The 26,976-nt window shown below is 69.5% G+C and carries 25 protein-coding genes; 18 read left to right on the top strand and 7 right to left on the bottom strand.

Features of this window, described 5'->3' with window-relative positions:
• Nucleotides 1-117 precede the first annotated feature (117 nt).
• The 4 genes from ACO2RJ_RS10945 to ACO2RJ_RS10930 all read left to right on the top strand — a co-directional run bounded on the left by ACO2RJ_RS10945 (nucleotide 118) and on the right by ACO2RJ_RS10930 (nucleotide 5,280).
• Nucleotides 118-3,075 (top strand): EAL domain-containing protein, encoded by a 2,958-nt coding sequence (locus ACO2RJ_RS10945; RefSeq protein WP_423268046.1) that lies wholly within the window; start codon nucleotides 118-120, stop codon nucleotides 3,073-3,075.
• Nucleotides 3,076-3,241: 166 nt separating this feature from the next.
• On the top strand, nucleotides 3,242-3,808 hold the full coding sequence (locus tag ACO2RJ_RS10940) for a universal stress protein (RefSeq protein WP_423268045.1): 567 nt from the start codon (nucleotides 3,242-3,244) through the stop codon (nucleotides 3,806-3,808).
• A 1-nt stretch (nucleotide 3,809) separates the two neighbouring features.
• Nucleotides 3,810-4,136 carry an ATPase inhibitor subunit zeta gene (locus ACO2RJ_RS10935; RefSeq protein WP_423268044.1) on the top strand — a complete coding sequence of 109 codons (327 nt, stop codon included), beginning with the start codon at nucleotides 3,810-3,812 and terminating at the stop codon, nucleotides 4,134-4,136.
• A gap of 181 nt (nucleotides 4,137-4,317) precedes the next feature.
• On the top strand, nucleotides 4,318-5,280 hold the full coding sequence (locus ACO2RJ_RS10930; protein WP_423268043.1) for a pirin family protein: 963 nt from the start codon (nucleotides 4,318-4,320) through the stop codon (nucleotides 5,278-5,280).
• A gap of 31 nt (nucleotides 5,281-5,311) precedes the next feature.
• On the opposite strand, the gene ACO2RJ_RS10925 is transcribed toward ACO2RJ_RS10930, so the two are convergent.
• A complete protein-coding gene (locus ACO2RJ_RS10925) occupies nucleotides 5,312-6,157 on the bottom strand; it encodes a 3-keto-5-aminohexanoate cleavage protein (RefSeq protein ID WP_423268042.1) in 846 nt (281 codons plus the stop codon).
• Nucleotides 6,158-6,224: 67 nt separating this feature from the next.
• The gene (locus tag ACO2RJ_RS10920; RefSeq protein ID WP_423268041.1) at nucleotides 6,225-7,541 is read right to left on the bottom strand and encodes an MFS transporter; all 1,317 of its coding nucleotides are present in this window, start codon (nucleotides 7,539-7,541) and stop codon (nucleotides 6,225-6,227) included.
• 300 nt (nucleotides 7,542-7,841) lie between these two features.
• Here ACO2RJ_RS10920 and cyoA point away from each other — a divergent pair, with 300 nt between their 5' ends.
• From cyoA to ACO2RJ_RS10890, 6 genes are all read left to right on the top strand, one after another.
• Entirely contained in the window at nucleotides 7,842-9,014 is a 1,173-nt protein-coding gene (cyoA, locus tag ACO2RJ_RS10915; protein ID WP_423268040.1) for a ubiquinol oxidase subunit II, read from the top strand.
• A 13-nt stretch (nucleotides 9,015-9,027) separates the two neighbouring features.
• Nucleotides 9,028-11,031: a cytochrome o ubiquinol oxidase subunit I gene (gene cyoB, locus ACO2RJ_RS10910; RefSeq protein ID WP_423268039.1), complete on the top strand. Its 2,004-nt coding sequence runs from the start codon at nucleotides 9,028-9,030 to the stop codon at nucleotides 11,029-11,031.
• Nucleotides 11,032-11,034: 3 nt separating this feature from the next.
• Nucleotides 11,035-11,667, top strand: a complete 633-nt coding sequence (gene cyoC / locus ACO2RJ_RS10905; protein WP_423268038.1) for a cytochrome o ubiquinol oxidase subunit III — start codon at nucleotides 11,035-11,037, stop codon at nucleotides 11,665-11,667.
• Nucleotides 11,667-12,074 carry a cytochrome o ubiquinol oxidase subunit IV gene (gene cyoD, locus ACO2RJ_RS10900; protein ID WP_423268037.1) on the top strand — a complete coding sequence of 136 codons (408 nt, stop codon included), beginning with the start codon at nucleotides 11,667-11,669 and terminating at the stop codon, nucleotides 12,072-12,074. Before cyoC ends, cyoD begins: the two co-directional genes overlap by 1 nt.
• Before the next feature lie 76 nt (nucleotides 12,075-12,150).
• Nucleotides 12,151-12,906, top strand: coding sequence for an SURF1 family protein (locus ACO2RJ_RS10895; protein WP_423268036.1), 756 nt, complete (start codon nucleotides 12,151-12,153; stop codon nucleotides 12,904-12,906).
• A 193-nt stretch (nucleotides 12,907-13,099) separates the two neighbouring features.
• Nucleotides 13,100-14,014, top strand: coding sequence for a ferritin-like domain-containing protein (locus tag ACO2RJ_RS10890; protein ID WP_423268035.1), 915 nt, complete (start codon nucleotides 13,100-13,102; stop codon nucleotides 14,012-14,014).
• Nucleotides 14,015-14,073: 59 nt separating this feature from the next.
• Here the strand turns inward: ACO2RJ_RS10890 and ACO2RJ_RS10885 are convergent, their stop codons facing one another.
• The 5 genes from ACO2RJ_RS10885 to ACO2RJ_RS10865 all read right to left on the bottom strand — a co-directional run bounded on the left by ACO2RJ_RS10885 (nucleotide 14,074) and on the right by ACO2RJ_RS10865 (nucleotide 18,876).
• Entirely contained in the window at nucleotides 14,074-14,643 is a 570-nt protein-coding gene (locus tag ACO2RJ_RS10885; protein ID WP_423268034.1) for a hypothetical protein, read from the bottom strand.
• Nucleotides 14,640-15,206, bottom strand: a complete 567-nt coding sequence (gspM, locus tag ACO2RJ_RS10880) for a type II secretion system protein GspM (RefSeq protein ID WP_423268033.1) — start codon at nucleotides 15,204-15,206, stop codon at nucleotides 14,640-14,642. The genes ACO2RJ_RS10885 and gspM overlap by 4 nt, the downstream gene beginning before the upstream one ends.
• Nucleotides 15,203-16,240 (bottom strand): PilN domain-containing protein, encoded by a 1,038-nt coding sequence (locus ACO2RJ_RS10875; protein WP_423268032.1) that lies wholly within the window; start codon nucleotides 16,238-16,240, stop codon nucleotides 15,203-15,205. Before ACO2RJ_RS10875 ends, gspM begins: the two co-directional genes overlap by 4 nt.
• 94 nt (nucleotides 16,241-16,334) lie before the next feature.
• On the bottom strand, nucleotides 16,335-18,026 hold the full coding sequence (locus ACO2RJ_RS10870) for a GspE/PulE family protein (protein ID WP_423268031.1): 1,692 nt from the start codon (nucleotides 18,024-18,026) through the stop codon (nucleotides 16,335-16,337).
• A 121-nt stretch (nucleotides 18,027-18,147) separates the two neighbouring features.
• The gene (locus ACO2RJ_RS10865) at nucleotides 18,148-18,876 is read right to left on the bottom strand and encodes a heme-binding protein (protein ID WP_423268030.1); all 729 of its coding nucleotides are present in this window, start codon (nucleotides 18,874-18,876) and stop codon (nucleotides 18,148-18,150) included.
• A gap of 942 nt (nucleotides 18,877-19,818) precedes the next feature.
• Between ACO2RJ_RS10865 and gspD the strand changes: the two genes are divergently transcribed.
• The 8 genes from gspD to ACO2RJ_RS10825 are packed head-to-tail and all read left to right on the top strand — an operon-like array spanning nucleotide 19,819 to nucleotide 26,859.
• Nucleotides 19,819-22,026, top strand: a complete 2,208-nt coding sequence (gene gspD, locus ACO2RJ_RS10860; RefSeq protein WP_423268029.1) for a type II secretion system secretin GspD — start codon at nucleotides 19,819-19,821, stop codon at nucleotides 22,024-22,026.
• A 4-nt stretch (nucleotides 22,027-22,030) separates the two neighbouring features.
• Nucleotides 22,031-22,585 carry a prepilin peptidase gene (locus tag ACO2RJ_RS10855; protein WP_423268028.1) on the top strand — a complete coding sequence of 185 codons (555 nt, stop codon included), beginning with the start codon at nucleotides 22,031-22,033 and terminating at the stop codon, nucleotides 22,583-22,585.
• A gap of 33 nt (nucleotides 22,586-22,618) precedes the next feature.
• Nucleotides 22,619-23,827, top strand: a complete 1,209-nt coding sequence (locus tag ACO2RJ_RS10850) for a type II secretion system F family protein (protein ID WP_423268027.1) — start codon at nucleotides 22,619-22,621, stop codon at nucleotides 23,825-23,827.
• 14 nt (nucleotides 23,828-23,841) lie between these two features.
• Nucleotides 23,842-24,291 carry a type II secretion system major pseudopilin GspG gene (gene gspG, locus ACO2RJ_RS10845; RefSeq protein WP_423268026.1) on the top strand — a complete coding sequence of 150 codons (450 nt, stop codon included), beginning with the start codon at nucleotides 23,842-23,844 and terminating at the stop codon, nucleotides 24,289-24,291.
• Nucleotides 24,263-24,748, top strand: a complete 486-nt coding sequence (locus tag ACO2RJ_RS10840) for a pilus assembly FimT family protein (RefSeq protein ID WP_423268025.1) — start codon at nucleotides 24,263-24,265, stop codon at nucleotides 24,746-24,748. The genes gspG and ACO2RJ_RS10840 overlap by 29 nt, the downstream gene beginning before the upstream one ends.
• A complete protein-coding gene (locus ACO2RJ_RS10835) occupies nucleotides 24,745-25,233 on the top strand; it encodes a prepilin-type N-terminal cleavage/methylation domain-containing protein (protein WP_423268024.1) in 489 nt (162 codons plus the stop codon). The genes ACO2RJ_RS10840 and ACO2RJ_RS10835 overlap by 4 nt, the downstream gene beginning before the upstream one ends.
• A 1-nt stretch (nucleotide 25,234) precedes the next feature.
• Nucleotides 25,235-25,969: a hypothetical protein gene (locus ACO2RJ_RS10830; protein ID WP_423268022.1), complete on the top strand. Its 735-nt coding sequence runs from the start codon at nucleotides 25,235-25,237 to the stop codon at nucleotides 25,967-25,969.
• On the top strand, nucleotides 25,966-26,859 hold the full coding sequence (locus tag ACO2RJ_RS10825) for a general secretion pathway protein GspK (protein ID WP_423268020.1): 894 nt from the start codon (nucleotides 25,966-25,968) through the stop codon (nucleotides 26,857-26,859). The genes ACO2RJ_RS10830 and ACO2RJ_RS10825 overlap by 4 nt, the downstream gene beginning before the upstream one ends.
• Nucleotides 26,860-26,976 lie beyond the last annotated feature (117 nt).

Below are 26,976 nucleotides of genomic sequence, written 5' to 3'. Positions count from 1 at the left end.
ATGACGACCTCGATCGGCTGCCAACGCTGGAAAAAGCTTCTTAACCGCGCCCTGCTAGCGTGGTCTGGTGGAGCGCAAAGAACTGGAACGACGTTGACAAGTCGATGGCCGGCCGGCTTGGCGTGCGGATACTTCGCCGCCGCGGCCCTCACTGTTTGGCTCACCCGCTTCAGCGGCGGTGTGGCGTTCGTCTGGATCGCGTCTGCGCTGCTGACCAGCCATCTCTGCCTGACCCCGCGGAAAGACTGGCGGCCCGCCCTCATCGCATGCGGCGTGGCGAGCGCGGCGGCGACCAGCCTGTTCGGGCTCGGCCCCGTCGCCGCGCCGTTTCTCGCGGTGATCAACGTCGCTGAATCCGCAATCGGCGCCGTCCTTCTGCGACGCTGGATCGCGCGCCCCGGCGGATTCGAGTCGATCGGCGAGGTGGCCCGCTTTGCGTTCGCGACCGCCCTGGTCGCGCCGCTCGCGACGGCGCCCTTCGGCGCGGCCGTCGCTACCGCAGTCTCATCTACGCCTTTTCTCGCCAACGCGATGAACTGGACCGCCGGCCATGCTCTCGGCGCGCTCACCTTCGCTCCGCTGGCGTTCCTCGTAGGGCGGGGCGAGATCGCGGAATGGCGACGGGGGGTCGAGGCGCGCGGCGTCATCGAAGCCTTCGGGCTGTCCGCGGCCATGATCGTCGTCTCCTTCGCCGTGTTCGCGCAGGCCACGCTTCCGCTGTTGTTCCTGCCGCTGCTTCCCGCGCTCATCGCGACGTTCAGGGTCGGGCGTCTCGGCGCCGTCGCCAGCGTTCTCATCCTGATCGCCGTAGGGGCTCCTCTGTCGGTTTATGGCTGGGGCCCTCTTCCGCTGCTCGACGGCTCAATGGGCTTCAGGATCCAGTTCTTTCAGTTCTACGTGGCGGTCGTCGTGTTGACCGTGATGCCGGCGGCCGCGGAGCTGCAACATCGGAGGCGTCTTTTCGCGTCCTTGCAGGAGGGCGAGAAACGCTATCGGCTGCTCGCCGAGAACACCACGGACGTCATCATCTGGTCGAAGCCGGATACGACGCGGCGCTATGTTTCGCCCGCTGCGAAGGCTGTCCTCGGCTACGATCCGGAGGAGCTCGTCGGCACCAAGCCGCTCGATTTCGTTCATCCCGACGACAGGGCCCGATATGGCGAGACCCTGCGCTCGCTGTCGGCCGGGTTGGTCAATCAAGCCGTCACGCGTCAGCGCTACCGCCGGAAGGACGGCTCGTGGGTTTGGATTGAGGCGTCCTTCAGCTCGACCCACGACCCATCGACCGGCGCGGCGACCGGCTATGTCGCCTCGCTTCGCGACGTGACGGCGCACCGCGCCGCGGACGATGCGTTGCGGATGAGCGAGGAGAGGCTCGCGCTCGCGCTCGACAGCGGGAGCGACGGGCTCTGGGACTGGGACGTGACCACCGGCGGCGTCCAGCTGTCCGACCACTGGTTCTGGATGCTCGGCTACGAGCCCGGCGATATCGAACCGCACATCCGAACCTGGGACGCGCTCGTCCATCCGGACGACGCCGAGCGGGCGCGCCGGCTGCTTCGCGATCACCTCAAGGGTCTCTCGCCGACTTACGAGTGCGAGTATCGGCTGAGGACGAAAAGCGGCGCCTTCGCCTGGATGCTGGCGCGTGGAAAAGTCGTGACGCGAGCCGGCGACGGCCGCGCGCTCCGCGTGGTCGGCACGCATATCGACATCACGAGACGCAAGGTCGCCGAACACCAGATCGAGCACATGGCTCTCCATGACGCGCTGACCGGTCTCCCGAACCGCGTCCTGTTTCGTCAGCGGCTCACCCTGAGCGTGGCGGAAGCGGCCTGCGAGGGCCACGCGTTGGCGATGCTCGCCTGCGATCTCGACCGCTTCAAGTCCGTCAACGACACGCGCGGGCACCTGGCCGGGGACGCGGTGCTTCGGGCCGTCGCCGAGCGGTTGAAGTCCGTTCTTCGCGCTGGCGACACGGTCGCCCGGCTCGGCGGCGACGAGTTCGCCGTCATTCTCGCGCGGATCGATCGCCCGGAGGAGGCGGCCCGGATCGCCGCCCGCCTGATCGACCTCGTCGGGCAGCCGATCGACGTCGACGGTCAGCTCACCGGGGTGGGGATCAGCGTCGGCGTCGCGCTCGGGCAAGGCGATCCGGCCGAGCAGATCTTCAAGAACGCCGACATGGCGCTCTACAGGGCGAAGGCGGCGGGCCGGAACACCTACCGGTTCTTCGAGCAGGGAATGGACGCCGCCCTTGTCGCGCGGAGCCTCCTCGAGGTCGACCTGCGGGACGCGGTCCGGCGCGACGCGTTCGAACTGCATTATCAGCCGGTCATCGCGCTCGGGACGGGAGAGCCCTGCGGATTCGAGGCGCTGCTTCGCTGGCCCCACCCGACGCGCGGCATGATCTCTCCCGCGGAGTTCATTCCCTTGGCGGAGGAGACCGGCCTTATCCTGCCGCTGGGGGAATGGGCGCTGCGCGAAGCCTGCCGCGAGGCGGCGGGCTGGCCGCGGGATATCCGCGTCGCCGTCAACGTCTCCGCCGTGCAGTTCCAGCGCCCGGGTCTCGCCCAAAGCGTGATCGACGCCCTCGATATGTCCGGGCTGTCTCCGGACCGGCTCGAGCTCGAGATCACCGAGAGCGTGCTCATGGAGAACGCCGAAGGCGCCGTGTCCTCGCTGATGAGGCTGCGCGCGCTCGGCGTCCGCATCGCGCTGGACGACTTCGGGACGGGCTATTCGTCGCTGAGCTACCTGCGTCGCTTTCCCTTCAACAAGATCAAGATCGATCGATCCTTCATCGCCGAGATCGAAGATCAGGAGACGGCGGCGATCGTGCGCGCGATCGTCGGCCTGGGGCGGCGAAACGGAGCCGAGATCACCGCCGAGGGCGTCGAGACCGACAGGCAGCTCGAGCTTGTCCGTCAGGAAGGCTGCACGGAAGTGCAGGGATTCCTGTTCAGCAGGCCGCTGACCTCGGAGGCCGCGACCCGATTCATCAGTCAGAATCCGGTCGGCGGCGCGGCCCCCGATGTCCGCTGCGCGCCCGCGCGCGCGGCCGCGCAGGCCTGAGGGTCCTGCAGATCCGCTCGATCAGGGCGAGCTCGACCTGAAATCGCGACGTCCCCGTTGGCGAGGCAGTTCAGGACGTGCAGCGATCGCAGCTTTGACCGAGATCAAAGCAGCGCCCCGACCGTCGGCGTCTGATCTGCCTCCGCCCGAAGCAATGGAGGATCCGATGCTGCAGGCTTCAACGATCGCGGTCGTATCGGTAGAAGAGGCGCGATATGCGTCTCCCTACGCGCGAATTCTTGTTCCCACCGACGGCAGCGAACTCGCCGGAGAGGCGGCGACGCAGGCTCTGGCGCTTGCGGCCTCGACCGGCGCGGCCGTCGTGTTCCTCACGGTGAACGAGCCGTTCCACCTGCTGACGACCTCGACCGAGATGATCGAGGCGACGCGCGAGGAGTACGAACGCCAGGCCGAAGCGCACGCCGAGACGATCCTGAGCGAGGCCGGCGACGCCGCGACGGACGCCGGCGTGCCGTTCATCACGGTGCGCAAATGGGGCGAGGATCCCTATCTCGACATCATCGACGTCGCCCATGAGAGGCGATGCGATCTCATTGCGATGGGCAGCCATGGGCGACGCGGCCTGTCCGCGGTGCTGCTCGGCTCGGTCACCAACAAGGTCCTGACGCATTCCTCGATCCCGGTGCTTGTCGTGCGAAGGTTCGACCGGCCCGCCGCCCTCGTGGGCGCCCCCGCCGGCGGTCCCGAGGTCGCCGGCGCGGGAGTCGGGTGACATGCTCGAGCATCGGGAAGCCGCCGCTGAAGCGCGCTTCGTGCATGAGCGGGACGTCGCCTTCGAGGCGCATGCGCGCCGCGACAGGATGTTCGGGCGCTGGGCCGCGCATCTCATGGGCATGAAGGGTGAAGCGGTCGAAGACTACGCGCGCGCCCTCATGCTCACGGATGTGGCGCAGGCGGGCGACGACGGCGTTCTGGACAGGGTCCTTGAGGATCTGGCGGAGCATGGCGTCGTCGGCGTGCGCGCGTCGGAGGACAGGCTTCGTCGCAAGCTCGAGCGGCTGCACGCGACCGCGCAGTCGCTGCTCGGGGCGGGCGGCTGACGCGCCTCGCAGTCTAGGCTCCAGCCGGCCGCCATCGTCGCACCGGCGGGCATGGCCATAGGCGCGGCGCCGCACGACGCCGCGGGTGTTCCGCATGAGACGGGCGAGCGGGTTATGCTCCCGTCTCCGGGCTCGCGGCGACCGTCCGCCGGATGCGAGCCGTCCGAGCGGAGCGCGGCCTATGACCTGGCATCCCTGTCCCGACCCCATGATCGGCGATCGCGTCTCCGCGGACGCGATCGAGACGCTGATCGTTCCCCGCGCCGTCGACCTCGGCGAAATGGTGGTGCGGCGCGCTTTGCCCTCGACCAAGCGTCAGATGGTGGGACCCTTCATCTTCTTTGATCAGATGGGGCCGGCCGAGTTCCTGACGGACCAGGGCATCGACGTGCGGCCGCATCCGCACATCAACCTCGCGACCGTCACCTACTTGTTCGCAGGCGAGATCCTGCATCGCGACAGCCTCGGGACCGAACGCGCGATCGAGCCGGGAGCGGTGAACTGGATGCGCGCCGGCCGCGGCATCGTCCATTCCGAGCGGACCAGCGAAGGGCGCAAGCGCTCGGGCCAGCGGCTGTTCGGCGTCCAGACCTGGATGGCGCTTCCGCAGGCCGACGAGGAGTCCGATCCCGCTTTCGTCCATCACGGCGCCGAGGCGCTGCCGGTCGTCGAGGCCGAGGGCGTGACCGCGCGCTTGATCGTCGGCGACGCCTTCGGCGCGGCCTCGCCTCTCGCGGTCGCTTCGCCCACGCTCTACGCCGACATCCGCCTTGAGGCCGGGCGGCGCGCGCCGATCGAGGCCGTCTATGAGGAGCGCGCGCTCTACACGATCGACGGCGTGATCGAGATCGCGGGGGACGCGTTCGAGGCCGGGCGTCTTCTCATTCTGCGGCCAGGCGACGCCGTCGCCGTCAGGGCGCGCTCGGACGCGCGCTTCATGCTGTTCGGCGGCGAACCGATGGAGGGTCCCCGCTACATCTGGTGGAACTTCGTGTCGTCGCGACCGGAGCGGATCGAACTCGCCAAGGAGGAGTGGGCGAGGGGACGGTTCGATACGGCGCCGGGCGACGAGCAGGAGTTCATTCCGCTGCCCGCCACGACGTCGCGGCCCCTGCGGGCGACGGGGGGACCGTCGGCCCCGTGAGACCGGGGCGGGCGTCCGGCGGCACGCCTGCTCACGACGCCGCGGTCATCGCCCTGAGCTCGTCGGCCGTCGCGATCGGAAGCCCGACCGCCGCAAGGGCGTTCCGCGTCGCCCCGACGAGCTCCGCGTTCGACGAGGCGCGGGAGCCGTCCGGCAGGCATTCGTTGTTCTCAAAGCCCACGCGGCAATGGCCCCCGAGCAGAGCGCCGGCGGTCACGCAGGCGATCTCCTCGGGGCCGAAGGCGCAGACGCTCCATGGCGCGAAGGCCGGCGCGGGCGGGCTCAGGAAGGGCAGCAGATCCGCCGGGCTCGATCTCTGCCCGGGCGCGTAGCGCCCGAGCACGAACAGCACCGGCAGCCTCTCCCACGGCACGAGTCCCCGCGTCCGCAGCTCGCTCAGCCTCCGCGCGTCGCCGGAATCGTACAGGATGATCTGCGGCGTCACCCGCTCCCGCCTCATCCAGAGCAGCAGCTCCGAAAACGCCGCCTCCTCGGCCGCGTCGGGCGCGAGCTCGCGCAGCGCGAGCGAGGCGGCCTCCGGACGGACGGCGCGGATCACCTCGCGCTGCGCGGCCGGCCCATACCGCCCGAGCGCTTCGCTGGTGATCTGCACGACCAGCCGGTCGCCGACGGCGCGCCGAATGGCGGCGGTCGCCGCCGCATAGGCGTCGGCGTCGAGCAGGTGCCGGCCGTCGGCGTCGCGCACGTGCAGATGGATCATCGCCGCGCCCGCCTCGAGACAGCGGAGAGCGGCGTCCGCCAGTTCGGCGGGCGTGATCGGGATGGCGGGATGGTCGGCCTTCGTCTTGCGCCCGCCGTTCGGCGCGACCGTCACGACGACCGGGTCGCGGCTCATGGCGACGCGCGCTGGCTCCATGGGTTCGCTCGTCTCTTCCCGCGCCCGCCGAGCGGCGCTTCGGCGAGCGGACGGTTGCGGGCCGGGCTCAGTCGTTGACGACGAGCTGGCGGTTGATGGCGAGCGACGCCAGCGTGCAGACGCACCCGGACAGGAGATAGGCGCCGACGAGGGCGAGACCGAACTTGCTCGATAGGCCGAGCGCCACCAGCGGCGCGAAGCCCGCTCCGACCATCCAGGCGAGATCGGACGTCAGCGCCGCGCCGGTGTAGCGGTAACGGCTCGAGAAGTTGGAGGTCAGCGCGCCCGACGACTGGCCGAAGCTCAGCCCGAGCAGGCCGAAGCCGACGAGGATGAAGACGGTCTCGCCCGCGACCCCGCCGCCGAGCAGGAACGGCGTGAGGAAGCTGAAGATCGCGATCAGGACGGCGCCGGTCCCGAGCAGCGTGCGGCGGCCGATGCGGTCGGCGATCACGCCCGAGGCGATGATCGCGAAGATCGCGACCCAGGCCCCGAACATCTCGATCACCAGGAACTGGCCGGCGGGCAGGTCGGTGAACAGCGTCACCCAGGAGAGCGGAAAGATCGTGACGAGATGGAACAGCGCGAAGGTCGCGAGCGGGGCGAAGGCGCCGATGACGACGTTGCGGCCCTGGGCGCGAAGCAGCTCGAAGACCGGCACCGGCTCGAGCTGCCGGGTCTCGAGCTGCTGGGAGTAGGCTTCGCTGAGAACGAGACGCAGACGCGCGAACAGCGCGACCACGTTGACGGCGAAGGCGCAGAAGAACGGGTAGCGCCAGCCCCAGTCCAGGAAGTCGGCGGGCGTCAGCGCGCTGACGAAGAACAGGAACAGGCCGGACGCCAGCAGGAAGCCGAACGGCGCGCCGAGCTGCGGCATCATCGCATACCAGCCCCGCTTTCCCGCCGGGGAGTTCAGCGACAGCAGCGAGGCGAGCCCGTCCCACGCCCCGGCGAGCGCCAGTCCCTGGCCGATCCGGAACGCCGAAAGCAGCCAGACAGCGACGTAGCCGATCTGCTCGTAGCTCGGCAGAAAGCTGATCGCCGCCGTCGAGGAGCCGAGCAGGAAAAGGGAGATCGTCATCTTCACGCCGCGGCCGTGAACGCGGCCGACCCACATGAAGATGACCGAACCGATCGGCCGCACCACGAAGGCGAGCGAAAAGATCGCGAAAGAGTAAAGCGTCGCCGTCAGCGGATCAAAATGCGGGAACAGCAGCTTCGGGAAGACCAGCACCGACGCGATGCCGTAAACGAAGAAGTCGAAAAATTCAGACGTCCGGCCGATGACCACAGCGAGAGCGATTTCGCCCGGCGATACCTTGTGGTGACCCTGATGGATGCCGGCGTGATTCGAGCCGGACGGCAGTGCGATGTTCTGGCTCATCGATCCAAACGCTCCTCGGCGGCCATCGGCCGCATGGCGACGCAGGGTCCGCGCCACCCATCTTCCTCGACACAATGCACCCGCGGCGTCGCCGGTTCAAAAGCTTCGGCGGACGACGGTGATCCACGCGCCGCCCCGACGCAACGGCGCCAAAGATTTAGCCTCTCTCGGCCGAGTTCGGTGTCTAATCGTTTCGACGCATGCGCGCCGATAGGACAAAACGTCCAATGTCGCGCTGCACAAAACGGGGATAGGCGGACCACCGTGAACCCGATGAACAGACGAAAGAGGCGCTCGCCCGTGCGCGCACTCCGCATATTCACGCTCCTGCCGGCGCTGCTCGCGCTGTCGGGCTGCGGCATGGTGGTCATGCAGCCCTCGGGCGACATCGCCGCGCAGCAGCGCGATCTGATCGTGATCTCGACCGTCCTGATGCTGCTGATCATCGTCCCGGTGATCGCGCTGACCGGCCTGTTCGCCTGGCGCTATCGCGCATCCAACAAGGACGCGGTCTACGATCCCGACTGGCATCACTCGACGTCGCTCGAGGTCGTGATCTGGGCCGCGCCGCTGGTGATCATCATCGCGCTCGGGGCGATCACCTGGGTGAGCACCCATCTTCTCGATCCCTACCGCCCGCTGGCCCGGATCGACAGCTTCCGGCCGGTGCCGGAGGACAACAAGACGATCACCGTGCAGGCGGTCGCGCTCGACTGGAAGTGGCTGTTCATCTACCCCGAGCTCGGCATCGCGACGGTCAACGAGCTCGCGGCCCCGGTCGACGTGCCGATCAACTTCAAGATCACGTCGGCGACGGTGATGAACTCCTTCTTCGTGCCCGCGCTCGCGGGGCAGATCTACGCCATGCCCGGCATGGAGACGAAGCTGCACGCCGTGATCAACCGCGAGGGCGTCTATGACGGCTTCTCCGCCAACTACAGCGGCGCGGGCTTCTCCGACATGCGCTTCAAGTTCCACGGCATGCCGGGCCACGACTTCGACGGCTGGGTCCAGTCCGTGAAGGAGGCCGGCGGCTCGCTCGACCGTCCCGGCTATCTCGAACTCGAGAAGCCAAGCGCGCGGGTCGCGCCGCGGCGCTATGGCGGCGTCGCGCCCGACCTTTTCGACGCCATCCTCAACATGTGCGTCGATCCTGCGAAGATGTGCATGAAGGACATGGCCCACATCGACGCGAAGGGTGGGATGGGCATGGCCGGCCTCGGCAACGTGTTCGCGCTGCAATATGACAAGCCGCGCAGCCGCGGCGGGCACACGGCGCCGCCGAAGCGCTTCGTGGCCGCGGTGTGCACGCCGGTCGCGCCGCGCGACGGCGAGACCGTCGAAGCGCCTTACGCGACGCCGATCGGCGGCTCTGCCTCGGGCCGCCGCGCCTCCGCGCAACCCTCGTCTCCGAACCTTTCCTTCGCGCGGCGCGAGCCCGCGTCCGGCGACCGTCTCGCCGCCACGGACTGACAGGCTGATCGAAATGACCCCGAGCCCTTCCTCCGAGAGCTTCCTGTTCGGCCGCCTGACCCTCGAGTCGCTGCCGATTCACGAGCCGATTCTGATCGCGACCTTCGCCGGCGTCGTCGTCGGCGGCGTCGCCGTGCTTTACCTCATCACGCGGTTCCGCCTGTGGGGCTGGCTGTGGCGCGAGTGGCTGACCTCGATCGACCACAAGAAGATCGGGATCATGTACATGATCCTCGGCCTGATCATGCTGCTGCGCGGCTTCGCCGACGCGATCATGATGCGCGCGCAGCAGGCGATCGCCTTCGGCGGCGCGGAGGGCTATCTGCCGCCGCACCACTACGACCAGATCTTCACCGCCCATGGCGTGATCATGATCTTCTTCGTGGCGATGCCGCTCGTCACCGGCCTGATGAACTTCGTCGTGCCGCTGCAGATCGGCGCGCGCGACGTCGCCTTTCCGTTCCTGAACAATTTCAGCTTCTGGATGACGGTGGGCGGCGCCGTGCTGACGATGGCCTCGCTGTTCATCGGCGAGTTCGCGGCCACCGGCTGGCTCGCCTATCCGCCGCTGTCAGGCATCGCCTACAGTCCGGGCGTCGGCGTCGACTATTACATCTGGGCGCTGCAGATCGCAGGCGTCGGCACGCTGCTGTCGGGCGTGAACCTGGTCGCGACCATCGTGAAGATGCGCGCGCCCGGCATGACCATGATGCGGCTGCCGATCTTCACCTGGACCGCGCTCTGCACGAACGTGCTGATCGTCGCCGCCTTCCCCGTGCTGACCGCCGTGCTCGCGCTGCTGGCGCTCGACCGCTACGCCGGAACCGCGTTCTTCACGAACGACTTCGGCGGCAACTCGATGATGTACGTCAACCTGATCTGGATCTGGGGTCACCCGGAGGTCTACATCCTCGTCCTGCCGGCCTTCGGCATCTTCTCGGAAGTCGTCGCCACGTTCTGCGGCAAGCGCCTGTTCGGCTACGCCTCGATGGTCTACGCCACGGTGGTCATCACCATCCTGTCGTACCTCGTGTGGCTCCACCACTTCTTCACGATGGGCTCGGGCGCGAGCGTCAACTCGTTCTTCGGCATCACGACGATGATCATCTCGATCCCGACGGGCGCGAAGATCTTCAACTGGCTGTTCACGATGTATCGCGGCCGCATCCGCTTCGAAGTGCCGATGCTGTGGACGATCTCGTTCATGATCACCTTCGTCATCGGCGGCATGACCGGCGTGCTGCTGGCGGTGCCGCCGGCGGACTTCGTGCTGCACAACAGCCTGTTCCTGGTCGCGCATTTCCACAACGTGATCATCGGCGGCGTGTTGTTCGGCCTGTTCGCGGGCATCAACTTCTGGTTCCCGAAGGCCTTCGGCTTCAAGCTCGACGAGTTCTGGGGCAAGGTGTCGTTCTGGTGCTGGACGGTGGGCTTCTACTTCGCCTTCATGCCGCTCTACGTGCTCGGCCTGATGGGCGTGACCCGCCGCCTGAGCCGCTTCGAGGATCCGTCGCTGCAGATCTGGTTCGTGATCGCGGCCTTCGGCGCCGCGCTGATCGCGGCCGGCATCGGCGCCTTCCTCATGCAGCTCTTCGTCAGCTTCCGGAACCGGGAGGCGCTGCGCGATCTGAGCGGCGATCCCTGGGGCGGCCGCACCCTCGAGTGGTCGACCTCGTCGCCGCCGCCCGCCTACAATTTCGCCTTCACGCCGATCGTGCATGATCTCGACGCCTGGCAGGACATGAAGAAGCGCGGCTTCGTCCGTCCGACCGAAGGCTTCATCCCGATCCACATGCCGAGGAACACCGGCGCCGGGATCATCATCGCCGGCATCAGCGTGGTCTGCGGCTTCGCGCTGATCTGGCACATCTGGTGGCTCGCGGCGGGCGCCTTCGTCGCGCTGATCGCGACGGTCATCCTGCACACGTTCAACTACGTCCGCGATTTCCACATTCCGGCGGAAGAGGTGACGGCCGTCGAAGGCGAGCGCACCCGACTGCTTTCGGCGGGGGCCTGAGCCATGGCGACGCTTGCCGCAGACGCTTCGACGGTCCCGGCCGACAGAGGGACGGACTTCTATCTCCGGGAGGAGCACCACCCCGAGAACGGGACGCTGCTCGGCTTCTGGATCTACCTGATGAGCGACTGCCTGGTGTTCGCGTGCCTGTTCGCGACCTACGGCGTGCTCGGGCGGAACTACGCGGCCGGTCCTTCGGGCAAGGACCTGTTCGACCTCGGCCTCGTCGCGCTCAACACCTCGATGCTGCTGCTGTCGTCCATCACCTACGGCTTCGCCATGCTCGAAATGGCCAAGAACCGCGCCGGAACGACGCTGTTCTGGCTCGGCGTGACGGGCCTGTTCGGCATGGCGTTCCTCGGGATCGAGCTCTACGAGTTCCACCATCTGATCGAAGAGGGAGCGACGCCCCAGCGCAGCGCGTTCCTGTCGTCCTTCTTCACCTTGGTGGGGACGCACGGGCTGCATGTGACCTTCGGCGTCATCTGGCTCGCGACCCTCATGGTCCAGGTCGCCCAGCGCGGCCTGATCCCCGAGAACCGCAGGCGGCTAATGTGCCTGTCGATGTTCTGGCACTTCCTCGACGTCGTGTGGATCGGCGTCTTCACCTTCGTCTATCTGATGGGGACGCTGTGATGAGCGCCGACGCCCACGCGCACGGCCAAAACGCGCACGGCCACGACGACCACGGCCATGGCGGCGGCCATCAGGGCTCGATGAGGGACTACCTCACCGGCTTCTCGCTGTCGGTCATCCTGACCGCGATCCCGTTCTGGATCGTGATGGGCGACGTGTTCCGCGAGCCGACGACGGCGGCGATCGTCGTGATGGCCTTCGCCGTCGCCCAGATCTTCGTCCACATGGTCTACTTCCTCCATATGAGCCCCAAGTCGGAGGGCGGCTGGACCATGATGGCCATGATCTTCACGGTCGTGCTGGTGCTGATCACCCTCGCCGGCTCGTTCTGGGTGATGTTCCACCTGAACGCCAACATGATGCCCATGTCGCCGCACGAGATGGACGGGATGAACGCGCCGAAGTGACCGTTCCGCGGACATGTGCGGCCGCCGAGGGCCGCGGCGGCTGACGGTCGGCGGGACAAAGGCGGCGGAGGCCGACATGCCGGGCGCGCGGCGCCGCTCCCCCCTCGCGCTTGCGGCTCTCGCCGTCGGAGCGCTTGCGGCTTTCGCGGGTTTCACCGCTCTCGGGCTGTGGCAGCTCGAGCGTCGGACCTGGAAGCTCGATCTGATCGCGCGCGTGGAGGCTCGGATCCATGCGCCGCCGGCGGCGGCCCCGGGGCCGGCGCAATGGCCCGCCATCTCCGCCGCGGACGATGAGTACCGGCGCGTCCGGCTGACCGGGCGCTTCCTTCCCGGGCGGGAGACGCTGACGCAGGCCGCGACCGATCTTGGGGCCGGCTACTGGGTCCTCACGCCGTTCCGCACGACCGAAGGCTTCACGGTGCTCGTCAACCGGGGCTTCGTCTCGCCGGAGCGGCGCGATCCGGCGACGCGGGGAGGGGATGCGCCCTCCGGCGAGGCCACGGTCGTCGGCCTGTTGCGGATCAGCGAGCCGCATGGCGGCTTCCTCAGAGCGAACGAGCCGGAGGCCGATCGCTGGCGCTCGCGCGACGTCGCGGCGATCTCGGCCGCCCGCGGGCTGGGCGAGACGGCGCCGTATTTCGTCGACGCCGACGCGACCCCCAATCCGGGCGGCTGGCCGGTCGGAGGCCTGACCGTCGTCGCCTTCCGCAACAGCCACCTCATCTACGCGCTGACCTGGTTCGCGCTTGGGCTGATGGTCGTCGTAGGCGCCGCGATCGTCGCGCGCCACGAGGCGAAGGCGCGCGGCGCGAAGGGGGACCGGATGCGTTGAGACGGACCGGTCGGAGGTCCGACGGGATGTATTGAGCAAAGACAATTTGCCATTATTGATCGTGCAGAAATAAATCGTGCTCAATGCAAGTCTGGCTCCTCGTCACTGTTCGTACGTTCCTTCGGACGCCCGCTGGAAGCGTCCGCGCAGAGGCCGAAAACGCCCGCGCCGGGACAGACAGGAGCCGACGGACATGACGACGACCCGAAATGAGAACCATGCGCATTCGGACGTTGACGCGGTGGACTGGGACGCCGGCCGGCGCGCGTTCATTCGCAAGATCGGTCGGACGGCTGCAGGCGCGGCCGTCTTCGGGGCCGTCGGCGCCGGCGTGGCTCCCGCGGCCAAGGCCCAGTCCGCCAATGTCGATCTCGACGTTCTGAACTTCGCGCTGCAGCTCGAATATCTCGAGGCCGAATTCTATCTTCGCGCCGCGTTCGGTCGCGGCCTCGCCGATGGCGACGTCACGGGAACCGGCAGGGCCGGCGCCGTGCGCGGCGGCCGCAAAGTCAATTTCGCGACCCGCAACATCCGGCTCTACGCCGAGGAGATCGCGAACGACGAGGAAGCCCACGTTAAGCTGCTGCGCTCGGCGCTCGGCGGGGCCCGGGTCGCCCGTCCCCAGATCAATCTCAAGGAGAGCTTCACCGCGGCCGCCACCGCCGCGAAGCTGATCCAGCCTGGCCAGGAGTTCGATCCGTTCGCGAACGAGAATAACTTCCTGCTGGCGTCCTTCATCTTCGAGGACGTCGGCGTGACCGCCTACAAGGGCGCAGCTCCTCTGCTCACCGACAAGGCCATCCTCGAGACGGCCGCCGGACTCCTCGGCGTCGAGGCCTATCACGCCGGCATCATCCGGACGCTCCTCTTCTCCAAGGAGCTGTATCTCGAAGCCCGCGCGATCTCGGAAGCCCGCGACTCGCTCGACGGTTCGAGCAATCTCGACAAGGGCATCGGCAATCCCGCCGGTTCGAACCTCGTTCCGACCGACCGGAACGCGTTGGCCTTCAGCCGTTCGGTTCCGCAGGTGAAGTCGATCGTGTTTCTGAGTGCCGGCGCGTCGAAAGGCGGGTTCTTCCCGCTCGGGATCAACGGCGCCTTCGCCTGAAGCTTGGCGCTTGACGATCGGAGCGCGTCGCCGGATCGCGGCGCGCTCCACCCTTGGCGCTATTCGTCGGCCGCCTCCGGAGGATTGCCCGGCGTCCGCGCGGCGTCCGGCGTCACCGGCGGAGCCTCGTCGAGCTCGTCGGTCGGCGAAGCCGGCTCCTTCGATCGATCGAACAGGCGATATTCCTCCTCACGCTCGTTCAGGGTCAGCCGGAGCGCGACCGGATCGATCGTGGTGACGAGCCAGCCGCCGATCTGGTCGCCCAGCCGAAGCCGCTCCGTCTTTCCGGATTCCGCGTTCTCGACCACGGCGACGGCGCCGTCGGGTCCTTCGGCTATTCCTGCGAGCCGAAGCTCCGGCGCCGGCGCGTCCGGAGGAGGCGCAGGCTCCGGCTCTGGTTGGGGCTCCGGCTCCGGCGCGGCCGCGACCTCTTCCGGCGGCTCCGGCCGTCGGCGCGACGCCGTGAACAGAGGGGCGTCCCGAAATCCCGTCAGGGACTGCTTGTCGAGCGCGCTCAGGGGATTGAGGGCCTCGACCGCCGGGCGGTCTCCGTCGGGAGCGGGCTCCTGCGCGAGCGCGGTCGCCGCCGCGAGCGCGCAGCCTGAGAGCAGCAGCGCGATCCGCCTCATGACGGCGTCTTCCGGTAGCCGCGCACGACGAGGCTCGCTCTGAGCGTCGGATCCTCGGCGTCGTCGGAGTCGCCGACGCGCCGCGCCTCCAGACGTTGCACGGTAAGGATGGGCAGGCCGGTCTCCAGCCCGTAGAGCAGGTCGAGGAGGCCGTCGTTCTTGGCGTCGAAGGTGACGCGAAGGTCGACGCGGCCGTCGTCGGCGGCTTCGGGGTCGGCGAGGTCACCGCCGGGCTCCTGAGTTTCGATCAGTTTGCCGGCGACCGCTTCGACCCTGTCGGTCAGCAGCTTCTGAAGCTCCGCCCGCGCGAGCTCGCGTTCCGCGCCCGGCAGATACATCGCCGACACGTCCGTCTTGGCGCCTCCGGCGACGGACCCCAGACGCGCGACGCGACGCTCCAGCGCGGCCACCGTCCGTTCCTGCCCGTCGGCCAGCGCGTCGGCGTCGTGCGCGGCGACGAGGTCGAACGCCGCGAAGCCGAGGGCGACGAGCGGAAGCGCGATCGCGATCGCAGCCGTCGCGCGCCGTCGCCAGAGGATGTTGCGGTCCGCGGGCGAGGTCATGGCAGGGCCGGATCAGGGGCGGCCGTCGCCCCGTCCGTGGGAGCCGCCGGCGCGCCCAGCCGGGCGGCGACGATCTCGAAGCTGTCGCGGCCGTCCGGCGTGCGGGTGACGGGCGCCGCGAAGCGCGCGCCCCGGAGCGCGCCGCTCGCCTCGAGCTGGGCGATCAACGCCGGAGCGGCCGCCGAGAACCCGGTCAGGCGGATGCGCTCCTCTTCGATTTCGAGGCCGCGCAGAACCGTGTCCTTCGGCAGCGCCCGCGCGAACCGATCAATCAGCACGACCATCGCCGTGTCGGGCCGCTTGGCGTCCGTCAACGCGGCCTCGCGTGAACCTTTGCCCCCGCCGATCGCGTCCTGCAGCGCCCGGCGCGCGGCGGCGGACCTCGCCTCCAGGCCTTCGAGCCGGTTTTCGGCCGCATAGGCGAGATAGCCGGAAACGGCGACGAGCGGGACGACGACGGCGGCCGCGGCTGCGGCCCCAAGGACGACGAGGCGGCGGGCCCTCCGCGCCATCGGATCCGCCTTGCCGCGCCACAGATCGATCGTGAGCGTAGCGTCCAGCGGCTCCGCGGCGCTGCCGATCGCGGTCGGCGTGAGGCCGCGTTCTTCGGCCCGCCTGATCCATTGGTCCGCGATGTCGCGCGAGGTCGCCGCGAAGTCGACCGTCACCTCGCCGGAGGAAGTCTCGCCCGTGACGCGGTAGCCGTAGAGCGCGCGGTCGGGCGACCAGGGCACCAGGCGCTCGAGCCGATGTTCGAGGATCGGCTCGAGAAAGTCCCGCCCCGCGGCGGGCAGGGTCAGGGTCTGCGTCAACACGGCTTCGGCGGGCAGACGAAGTTCGACCGTTCCGCCCCCGGCCGTTCGCGCGCCCGGCGCGACGGGCTGGACGCCGCCTTTGGGGGACGCCTTGTAGACGCCGAGCGCGCCGCCCGGCTCCGCGACGGCGACCGTGCGGCCGCCGCCATTCCCCGCGAAACGGGAGACGATCGCGGCGAGGTCGTCGACGGCGGTGTTCAGAACGCCTGAAAGAGTCACGTCAGCCTGCGCTCCTCGGGGGCGCGTCCGGCGCGCGCGCCGCGCGATGGTAATCCGGCGCCATGACGGGTCAATGCGACGGCGGCGAACGGCGTCAGCCGGTGGTCCTCAGCACCTCGGCGAGCGAGGTCACGCCTCGGCCGGCCTTGCGCAGCCCGTCCTCCAGCATGGTGGTGAGTCCGCCGCGGCGCGCGGCGGCCAGCACCGCCGCCGGATCGAGGTCGGTGCGGATCAGCGCGCGCACGCCGTCGTCGACCTTCATCGCCTCGAACACGCCGACGCGGCCGCGGTAGCCGGTCTGGCCGCAGGCCGCGCAGCCGGGGGCGGACCAGAACTGGGCGCCGGGCTCCAGCCGGAAGCCCCGCTCCTCGGCCACCGCCGCGGCCGCGGTCGTCGCGGCGTCGTCCGGGCGCTTGCACCGATCGCACAGCCGGCGGACCAGGCGCTGGCCGAGAACGCCGCGGAGCGCGGAGGCGATCAGATAGGGCTCGACGCCCATGTCCGCGAGGCGCACCACCGCGTCCGTCGCCGAGTTGGTGTGCAGCGTGGTCAGCACGAGATGGCCGGTGAGGGCGGCCTGCGCGCCGACCGCGGCCGTCTCGCGGTCGCGCATCTCGCCGACCATGATCACGTCGGGGTCATGCCGCAGGAAGGAGCGCAGCGCGGTCGCGAAGGTCAGGCCGATCGCCGGCTTGATCTGGGTCTGGTGGATGCCCGGAAGCTGGTATTCGATCGGGTCCTCGACCGTCACGATCTTGCGGGCCGGATCGTTCAGGATCTGCATCGCGGTTGCGAGCGTCGTGGTCTTGCCGGAGCCCGTCGGGCCCGTGACGATGACGATGCCGTGGGGCTCGGCGAGCAGCGCCTCGAAGGTCCGGCGGTCGCGACCGGTAAGGCCGATGCGCTCGAACTCGAGCAGGCGCGAGTCGCGGAGCAGGATGCGCAGAACGGCGGTCTCGCCGTACATCGTCGGCATGGTCGCGACGCGCAGGTCCGCCTCGGCCCGGCCGACGAACACGTTGGCCCGGCCGTCCTGCGGCAGCCGTCGTTCGGCGATGTCGAGGCCGGCCAGAATCTTCACGCGCGAGATCACCGCCGGCGCGAGGCCCTTGGGCGCGGTCTGCTCCGTGCGCAGATGGCCGTCGACCCGCAGCCGGATGCGCAGCTCGTCGCGGCCGGTCTCGATGTGGATGTCGGTCGCCCCGGTTTCGACCGCCCGCTCCAGCAGATTGTCGATCAGGCGCACGACCGGAGCGCCGCGCGCCAGGTCCTTCAGCGCCTCGACCGAATCCTGCGCCGAGGCGTCCGCGGCGTGGGCGAAGGCGTCCGCGCCGCCGTCGCGCGGGGTGGACGCGGCGGCCGTCTGCTCGAACAGCAGATCGACCTCTTCGAAGGAGACCAGCACGAGCGCGGGTTCCCGCCCGAGAGCGAGCCGGACGGCGTCGAGGGCGGGTCGGGGGGAGGGGTCGGCGAGCGCGAGCGCAGGCCCCCCGTCCCGTTCGAAGGGATAGGCGCGCGCATCGCGCAGGAAGTTGCGGGAGAGGCCCTCCGTCAGCGCCGGCGCCTCGGCGACTTCGGCGAAGGACAACCGCGGCAGGCCGTGCAGAGTGGCGAGCGCGTCGGCGAGATCGGGTCCCGCGACCGCGCCGGCGCGCCACAGCGCCTCCGCCTCGCCGACGGCGTCGTCGGCGACCGGTCGTCGGTCGGCTTCGAACGCCGGGGCGATCAGGCCGAGGCGGGTCAGGTGCCCGGCGAGATCTTTGGATCCGGGAAGCGGCGCGTTCATCTCACTCGCCCTGTCGGGATGTCCCCGAGCATAGCCGCGACCGGGGGATCGGCCAAACGACGACGCGCGCCGGCCGGGCCGGCGCGCGCTCACCTTGCGGTCGGCGTTCTCAATGGCGGGTTTACGACGACGCGGGCGTGACGCCGCGGGAGCCGCCGTCATTCGGGCAGTGCGGGTGGCCGGAGGTGGCGCCGAAGGTCAGGCGGTCGTCGCCGGAGCTGGGCGTCTTGCCGAGCAGCGTCCGGGTCCGCCACGCGGTGGAGTGGTCGGCGCAGGCGGTGTCGCCGGAGAGCCCAAGGCCGCCGATCGCCTTCACGCCGCGGTAGAGGCCAAGGCCGCCGCCGAAGGTGATGGTGCCGCCGACGCGCTTGCCGATCATCGGGTCGCTTTCCGTTCCGAAGGCGGAGTAGTCGCCGTCATAGGCGTCTTCGGACGACACCGGGTTGCCGGCGTTGAGGCCGAACAGCGGATTGCCGCCGCTCGGGCTCGGCTGCACCCAGGGGTAGAGCATCGCGGTCGAGATCGGCCCGCCGTCGAGGCTGAGCCCGTTCGCCGTGAAGGCCTTTGCGGCCGCGATCTGGCGGCTGAGCAGCCATTGGCTTCCGGCCGTGGCGCCGGAATAGGCGACGGCGCAGACCTGTCCGGTGCGGTTCACCACCACGCCCCAGAAGTTGTTGTTGAGGCCGGTGCTGTCGGCGTCGGCGGCGGTGGAGAGCGCCGTCTTGAGCTGGGCGTGGCTCACGGGGCAGTCGACGGCCTGGGCCGCGGCGGGCTCGACCCTCGCTGCGGCGGCTGCGGAACCGAGCGCTACGGCCCAGAGGGCCGCGACCTTGCGAAACGATTGCGTCATTGTCGTATCCCTCGAAACATGAACGATCATCGGGTTCCGTCGCGTCCGGCCCCGCGCGCACTGATCCGCCGCGCAAGCCGCCCGGTTCGCGCAGGTGATCGAGGCGCACGCTCCCGCCCGGCGCGAAGGCCGGTGAAAGCGCGCACTCATCTGAGAAACGAGGCTCTGGAACGCTGAACGCGACGGCGGCGCGACGCATGCCGACTTCATGTCGGCACAGGTCACGACGCTGCATACCAAACCGTGACCAAACACGCGCTGTCAATCCGCAAGATCGCGTATGGCGACGTGCATAGTCGGGCTGAGCTTCATGTGTTCGGTCGAGCACTTGCGTGCTCAAATCTTAACGCCGCGCGCCGTCCGGCGATTCGACCGCCACGGCGGCGGCGGACCGCGGTTCGGCCGCCAACGCGACCGATGTCGGGCCCCGTGATGTTGCCTTCCGACATCAACGAGCCGGCGATCGCTCCCGAGCGTCGCGATGGGAGCGATCCTGGAGCGACGCCCTGTCGGCGCCAGCAAGCATTGACTGTCGCGCCGCGAGTCCCGCGTCGCGCCGCCGTCGCCGCGCGCCGCCCCAGGGCCAAGCAGACGGCCAGAGTCGAGCGCCGGCCACGCCCGCTCCTGTGCTTTCGCTTTGTCTCAACTCATAACGATTCATTAAGCCGTCATCTAAGTGCTTCAACCTTCAGCATAGTGTACGACGTATGCGGAGGATGCGCTCGAAGGCCCTCCTCATTCATCAAATAAGACTTGTTTTTCGATATAATCGTGTGCGTTTGACTTTTGTATGCGGCGCGCATTGAATGAAATCAGGAAGCCTCGGGGGCTTCGAACGGTCGGGGTACGACGATGCGCGCGGTTCGGTTGGTCGCCGTCGGGGCGTGCTTCGCCGCGCTCGCGGCGTGTTCCGCGACGGACGATAACGCCTCGGGGCCTTCGTTGCTGAACACGGCGCTGTCGGTCGACACCAGCGCCCGCAAGCCGCGGCCGGACACCGACACGTCCGGCGCCCTCAATCTGTCCGTCCCCAACTCGGCCAGCGCCTTCGCGTCGAGCGACGCGGCGCCCGGGCAGAACCCCGCGCTGAAGCGCGTCGCGTTCGTCGGCGCGCTGGAAGATGAAGGCGGCGGCGACGCGGAGGCCCAGAACGGCAGCTATCGCCTCAATTTCGAGAACGCCGACATCCGCGGCGTCGTGCAGGCCGTGCTCGGCGAGACGCTGCGCCAGAACTACACGATGACCGAGGACGTCTCCGGCAAGGTCACGATCTCGTCGCCGCGATCGCTGACCGCTCAGGAACTGCTGTCGGCGCTTGAATCCGCCTTAAACGCCAACGGCTTCTCCATGACCAAGGCGGCCGGAGGCTACCGCATCGCGCCGAGCGCGGTCGGCGGCGGCGTGGTCGACACGCCGTTCTCGACGCAGCCGAGCTTCGGCGTCTCGGTCGTGCCGCTGCGCCACGTGTCCGCCGCGACCATGGGCCGGCTGATCTCGGGCTTCGTCACCGAGACGGACGGACTGCGGGTCGACGCCGCCCGAAACGCCGTCGTGGTGCGCGGACCGGGCGCCAAGCGGCAGGAGGCGGTCCAGGCGATCATGTCCTTCGATGCCGACTGGATGCAGAACCAGGCGGTCGGCCTCTACGAGGTGCGGCAGGCAACGCCGGAGGCCGTCGTCTCCGAGCTCAACCGCGTGTTTGACAGCCAGCAGGCCGGCGCGGCGGGCGGCGTGATCCAGTTCAAGCCGATCAGCCGGCTGCGCGCGGTGATGGTCGTGACCAAGAACCCCGGGCTCTTGAAGCGAGCGGAAAGCTGGGTGAAGCGGCTCGACCGCGACAGCGCAAGCGGCGGCGAGAACGTGTTCGTCTACAAGGCGCGCTACCGCGATTCCAAGGAGCTTGCGCGCATCATCACGAGCCTGTTCCGGGCCGGCGGCGACGGCGGCCGCGGCGCGTCGAAGGCCGGAACCGACTCGCCGTCCACGAGCGGCTCCGGCTCCGGCTTCGGCGGCTCCGCGGACGACGGTTTCGGCGGCGCCTCCGGCGGGTCGTCGGCGTCGCCGTCCGCGCGCGCGTCGGGCGCCTTCCAGAACGTGCGCAGCAGCGCGACGGGCGGCGGCGCGGCGTCGGCCTTCAACAACCCCAATTTCGACGCGCCTCCGGACGGCCAGGCGGGCGAGGGCGGCTCGTCCGCAGGCGCGGCTGGATCGCTCGACCTCACCACCAAGGAGGCCTCGCAGTCCTCGAACCTTCTGGTGTCGTCTGATCCGGCGAACAACGCCGTCGTGGTCTATTCCGACGGCTACACCTATCAGAAGATCCTGTCGGCGCTTCGCCAGCTCGACAGCGCGCCGCTGCAGGTCGCGATCCAGGCGACGATCGCCGAAGTCCAGCTCAACGACAATATGAAACAAGGCGTCGAGTATTTCGTGAAGTCGAACAGCGTCGGGCTCGGCAAGGACAAGGGTTCGGTCAGCCTGTTCGGCGGGGCCGCCAACACGCTTCAGAAGCAGATCCCCGGCTTCAACGTGCTGCTCGGCGCAAACAGCAACGCCGACGTGATCATCTCGGCGCTCGACCAGGTGACGAACGTCGAGGTGCTGTCGTCGCCGTCGCTCGTGGTCGCGGAGAACCAGCCGGCGAACTTCCAGGTCGGCGACGAGGTGCCGATCACCGTGCGGCAGGCGCAGAGCGTGGAGAACGTCGATTCCCCGCTGGTCAACCAGATCGAGTTCCGCGACACCGGCGTGATCCTCAACGTCACGCCGCGCATCGGCACGAACGACGCCGTGACCATGCAGATCGAGCAGGAGATCTCCGCAGTGGTCGGCGGCGGCGACTCCCTGACGCCGACGATCTCCAAGCGCCGGGTGAAGAGCAACATTTCGGTGACGAGCGGCCAGACGGTGCTGCTCGCCGGACTGATCTCGAAGCGCAACGAGCGGGGCAAGAACGGCATTCCGATCCTCGGCGACCTGCCGGCCGTGGGCGCGCTGTTCAGTCAGAGGAACAGTTCGCTCGGACGGACCGAGCTCGTCGTCTTCATTCGCCCCACCGTGATCCGCAACGGCGAGGACGCCGCCTCGGTCGCGGACGAGTTCCGCTCCCGTCTGATGATGAACAAGGCGGCGGCGGCCGTCACGAAGTAGCGCGATGGCGATGAGGGCAGGCCTGATCGAGGTCGCCGGCGCGCTTGGCGCCCTCGTCCTTGCGGCTGCGATAGCGCTCGTCCCGGCCGTCGGGCCGATCGGCGCGCCGCTCGGGCTCGCGGTGGTGGTCGGCTGGATCATGTGGCGGGACGCCCGGGATTTCGTCATTCCCGACGGCGCCGCGGTCGCGCTCGCGGCGCTCGCCTTCGCCGCGCGCCTGTCGGCGGACGGCTATTCCATCGACGCCGCGCTCTCCGCGGCGGCCGACGGCGCGCTCTGCGGCGGGGCGCTATGGATCGTTCGCGAGGCGTATTTCCGGCTGCGGGGCCATGACGGGCTCGGCTTCGGCGACGTCAAGCTCGCCGCCGCCGCCGGCGTGCTCGTCGGGGCCTACGGCTTCGCGCTCGCCTTGCTCGCGGCGAGCCTCGCCGGCCTCGGCGTCGCCGCCCTCAGGGCCCGACGGCCGGGCGAACGCCTGCCGCTCGGCGCGCTGCTCGCTCCCGCGGTCCTCGCCGTCTGGGCGGCGGGGCTCGCCGCCTTTCCCGGTGTGTTCGGATGACGCCGCGCGCCCCAGCCGCGGACGGCTGACGCCATGACGACCTTCGCCTACCGCGCGATCAACCCTGCGGGAAAGATGATCACAGGCGCCATGGACGGCGCGTCGCGGGCCGACGTGCTGGCCGAGCTCGACCGGTCAGGCTTCACGCCGATCTCCGCGGAGGTCGCGACCAGCGCCGCCGGTCGGAGCTGGCGCGAGCGGCTGACGCCGGAGCCGAGCCCGGAGCACATCACCGGCTTCACCGTCGATCTCGCAATGCTGATCAAGGGCGGCGTCGCGCTCGACCAGGCGCTGCTGATCCTGACCCAGATGGAGACGCGGCGCTGGCTCGTGAAGCTCGTGCAGTCGCTGCATGTCCAGCTCGCGGGCGGCGCGAGCTTCAGCCAGGTGCTGGCGGCGCATCCGCGGCTGTTCCCGCCGGTCTATGTCCAGACGATCGCGGTCGCCGAGAATGCGGGCCGGCTCGGCGAGGCGTTGACCGACATCGCCGAGGAGCGCCAGCGCAACGAGCGCCTGAGGCGCGCCTTCATCTCGGCGATCGCCTATCCCGCCTTCCTGATCGTCGCCGCGCTCGGGGTGCTGTGCTTCGTGCTGCTCTATGTCGTGCCGCAGTTCGAGGGCGCGTTGCAGGGCTTCCGCAGCAAGATGTCGTCGTCGACGACGTTCGTCTTCGACCTGTCCCACGCCTTTCGCGAGAATGTCGATTACATCGTGGTCGCGGCGGCCGTCGTGCTGTTCGGGCTGCTGATCGTCGGACGGATGGGCAAGAAGGGCGTCTTCGTCCGCCTGTTCGCGCGGCTGCCCTTCACCCGCACGATCCTGGCGCATGAGCTCACCGTCACCTTCTGCCGCACGCTCTCGATCCTGCTTGCGAACGGCGTGCCGATCACGACGTCGCTCCGCCTGATCCGGGACATCGTGCGCCTGCCGTCGGCGGCGGCTGCGATCGACCAGACCATCGCCGACGTGAGGCAGGGCCAGCGGCTGACCGACTCGCTCGCGCGCCGCGCCATCGTGCCGTCGCATGTCACGCAGATGCTGCGCGTTGGAGAGGAATCGGGGAAGCTCGCCGACAGCGCGGCTCGGGTCGCAGGCTTCTACGAAGCCAAGCTCGAGACCTCTCTCAAGCGTCTCGCCGCGATCATCGGGCCCGTCATGATGATCGGCGTCGCTTGCCTCGTCGCATGGCTGATCATATCGGTGATGACGGCGCTCATCAGCATCAACGACCTGCTTGTGTAAGGCGGCACTGCGTCATGAGATCCAAAGCAAGACTTGCGGCCGGAGCGGCGCCGCGCGACCGGCAGGGCGGGTTCACGCTCGTCGAGCTTCTCGTGGTGCTCGTCATTATGAGCCTGATCATGGGGCTCGTCGGTCCGCGCGTGCTGAACTACCTGTCGAGCTCGCGCGAGCGAGCCGCCAAGCTCCAGATCGAATCCTTCGCGACCGCCCTCGACCTGTTCTATCTCGACACCGGTCGGTACCCGACGACCTCCGAGGGCCTTCAGGCTCTGGTCAAGGCGCCGCCGGGCCAGGACAAGTGGTCAGGCCCCTACATCCAGCAGGGCGCCGTGCCGCCCGATCCCTGGGGCGCGCCCTATGAGTACCGCTCGCCCGGCCGCACCAAGGCCTACGGCATCACGTCGCTCGGCTCCGACGGACGGCGCGGAGGCGAGAGTGACGCCGCCGACATCGTCCGGGACTGACCCCGGACGTTCCTCACCCCGGGCGTCGGTCGCCGGCTTCGCGCTGTTCGAACTGATGCTGACGCTTGCGCTGATCGCGTTGATCGCCTCGCTCGCGCTGCCACGGGCGCGGCCGTTCGACGGCGGCGCCGCCCTGCGCGTCAAGGCCTACGAGACGGCGGCTCTGCTGCGCGCCGATCGCGACGCCGCCCTGCGGAGCGATCGCGACGTTGCGAGCCGGGTGGATATCGCCTCGAAGCGCCTGAGCGCCGGCGCCACGCGGGACGCGGTCCTCTATCCCGACGCCATGACGCTGCGCCTCGTGACGCCGCGCCTCGACGGATTCCGGTTCTTCCGGGACGGTCGTTCGACGGGCGGAGAGCTCACGATCGGGGCCGGAGGGCAGTCGTTGCGGATCACGGTCGACGAACTGACCTCAGCCGTCGCGATCCGCGCCGCGGCCGGGGGCGCGCCATGACCGGGCGGTCCGATCCGCGATCGGGCTTCACCCTGATCGAGACGCTGGTCGCGCTGGTGGTGCTCGCGGTCGTCATGCTGGTCGCGCAGCGCGGCATGGTGGCCGCCCGCTTCGGACTCGACCGCGTGCAGTCGGCGACGGCGGCGCAGACCGTCGCGCGCGGCATCGTCGAGACCCAGCTCGACCAGTTGGCGCCGGAACCCGGAATCCGCGAAGGCGTGACCGACAGCCTCGCCTGGACGGTGGTCGCGGAGCCGCTCGACCTGCCGTTTCCAGCTCCGCCCATGCCGGCGCAGGCGGTGCGCGATCGCGCCGACGGCGGTCCGCCGGGGATGGCGGCCGCACGGGCGTCGCGCCCCACGGATGACGGCGCGCCGACCGAGACGCAAGGGAGATGGCGGCCGCTGCGCGTCACCGTGCGGGTCGCCAACGGCCGAGGCGTCCCCCTGACGGTCGAAACCGTCCATGTCGTGAAGGAGCCTTAAGATGGGCGCCCGTCGGCGAGGGAGGAGCGACGCCGGCTATCTGCTCGTCGAGGCGCTGGCGGCGCTCGCGCTCAGCGCGCTCGTTCTCGGAGCCCTGGTCTCGCTGACGGGCGTGCTGAAGCGCGCGGCCGACAAGGCGGCGTTCGGCGTCCAGGAGATCGAGGTCGCGGGCCGGGCCGTGCATGCCCTCGCCGGAGAGATCCGCCGCGCCGCACATGTCCGCTGGGCCGCCGCCGGACCGAAGGCGACGCGCGCCTTCGTGTTCTCGGGCTCCCCCGATCAGGTGACCTTCGCGCTGCTTCCGCGCCAGGACACCGGCTTGCGGGCGCCGGTCGCGGTGGCCTACCAGATCGCGCCCGACGGCGATCTGCTGCGCGCCGAAGGTCCGATCGAGCCGGATCTGACCGGCGCGGGGGATCTCGATCTTGGCCGGGTCGCGCGCATTCCGCTCGAAGGCCGGAGACTGCGCTTCGCCTATGTCGGGCGCCAGACCGGCGGCGGCGAGATCGTCACGGACGTTTGGGCCGACCCGTTGAAGATGCCGGCGGCGATGCGCATCGACCGGCTGGACGCGGCCGGCTCGATCGTCGCGTCGCTGCGCGTACCGCTGCTGATCGACGGCGAATCCGGCTGCGCCGGGCAAACCGGCTTCTGCAGCCGGGCGCCGAATTCGGAAAAGCCGGCCGCCGCTGAAGGCGCGGGCGCCGCGCCCTCGGCGAGCGGAGAGCCGGAGTGAACCGGCGGAGCCGACAGCGGCGCGGCGGCCGGGAGGGCTTCATCCTGATCTCGGTCCTGGGCGCGCTGATCGTGCTCGCCGGACTGGTCGCCGCGGCGTCCTATCTCGTGCGGACCGCCGCGACGGGGGCGGCGGCGCTGCGCGACGAACTCGCGGCCGACGCGCTCCTCAGGTCGGGCGTGGAACTCGCCGCCTACCAGCTCTTCATGCTGAAGCGGCCGGCGGGCGATCTGTCGGGACAGCGCATCCGGCTGAACGACGGCGTGATCACGCTTGCGGCCGTCGCCGAGCAGGGCAAGATCGACCTCAACGGCGCTCCCCCCGAGGCGCTCGCCAGCCTGTGGAAGGCGGCGGGCGCGCCGCGCCTCGATCCGCGCGCCTTCGCCGCCCGCGTGGTCGACTATCGCGACGAGGACGGGGAGCGCACGCGCAATGGCGGCGCCGAAGCCGCGGACTACGCCGCCGCCGGCAAGAAGGGACCGGCGAACGCGCCGTTCGAGCAGATCGACGAACTGCAGAACGTGCTGGGCGTCGAGCCGGACGACGTCCGGGCGCTCGCGCCGCTGGTCACCGTGCACAATCCGTCCGGAAAGATCGCCGCCTTCGACGCCGCGCCGGGCGTGATCGAGGCCTTGCCCGAGGGCGCGACGCTCGCCGGCCGGATCGCCGCGCTGCGGTCGCGCCAGCTCGAGGACCCCGAAGGGGCGGTCGCCTCGCTCGGCCAAGCCGGCGGCCTCGTGTCGCTCGATCGCGCGCAGTCGGCCTTCACGGTCCGCATCGAAGCCGTCCGCGGGCGCTTCGTCCGCACCGTCGACGTGGTGCTGACCGCCTCGCGCGCGCCGGAAGCGCTCTATTTCGTGACCGAGTGGACGGACGGTCCGTCCCGCTGAACCTGCGCGCGCAATCTGATCGGCGCACGCCTTCGTGATGCGCCGCCCTGCACCCCGCACGCGCCGCCCCGGGTAAGGCGAGCGGAGCGGCGTTCCGAGATCGCTCCTCGTCGCACC

Origin of the sequence: Hansschlegelia sp. KR7-227 (assembly GCF_049446035.1) — a bacterium.
GTDB lineage: Bacteria > Pseudomonadota > Alphaproteobacteria > Rhizobiales > Methylopilaceae > Methylopila.
The sequence above is the reverse complement of the archived record's forward strand: the minus strand, read 5'-3'. Positions and strand labels throughout refer to the sequence as shown.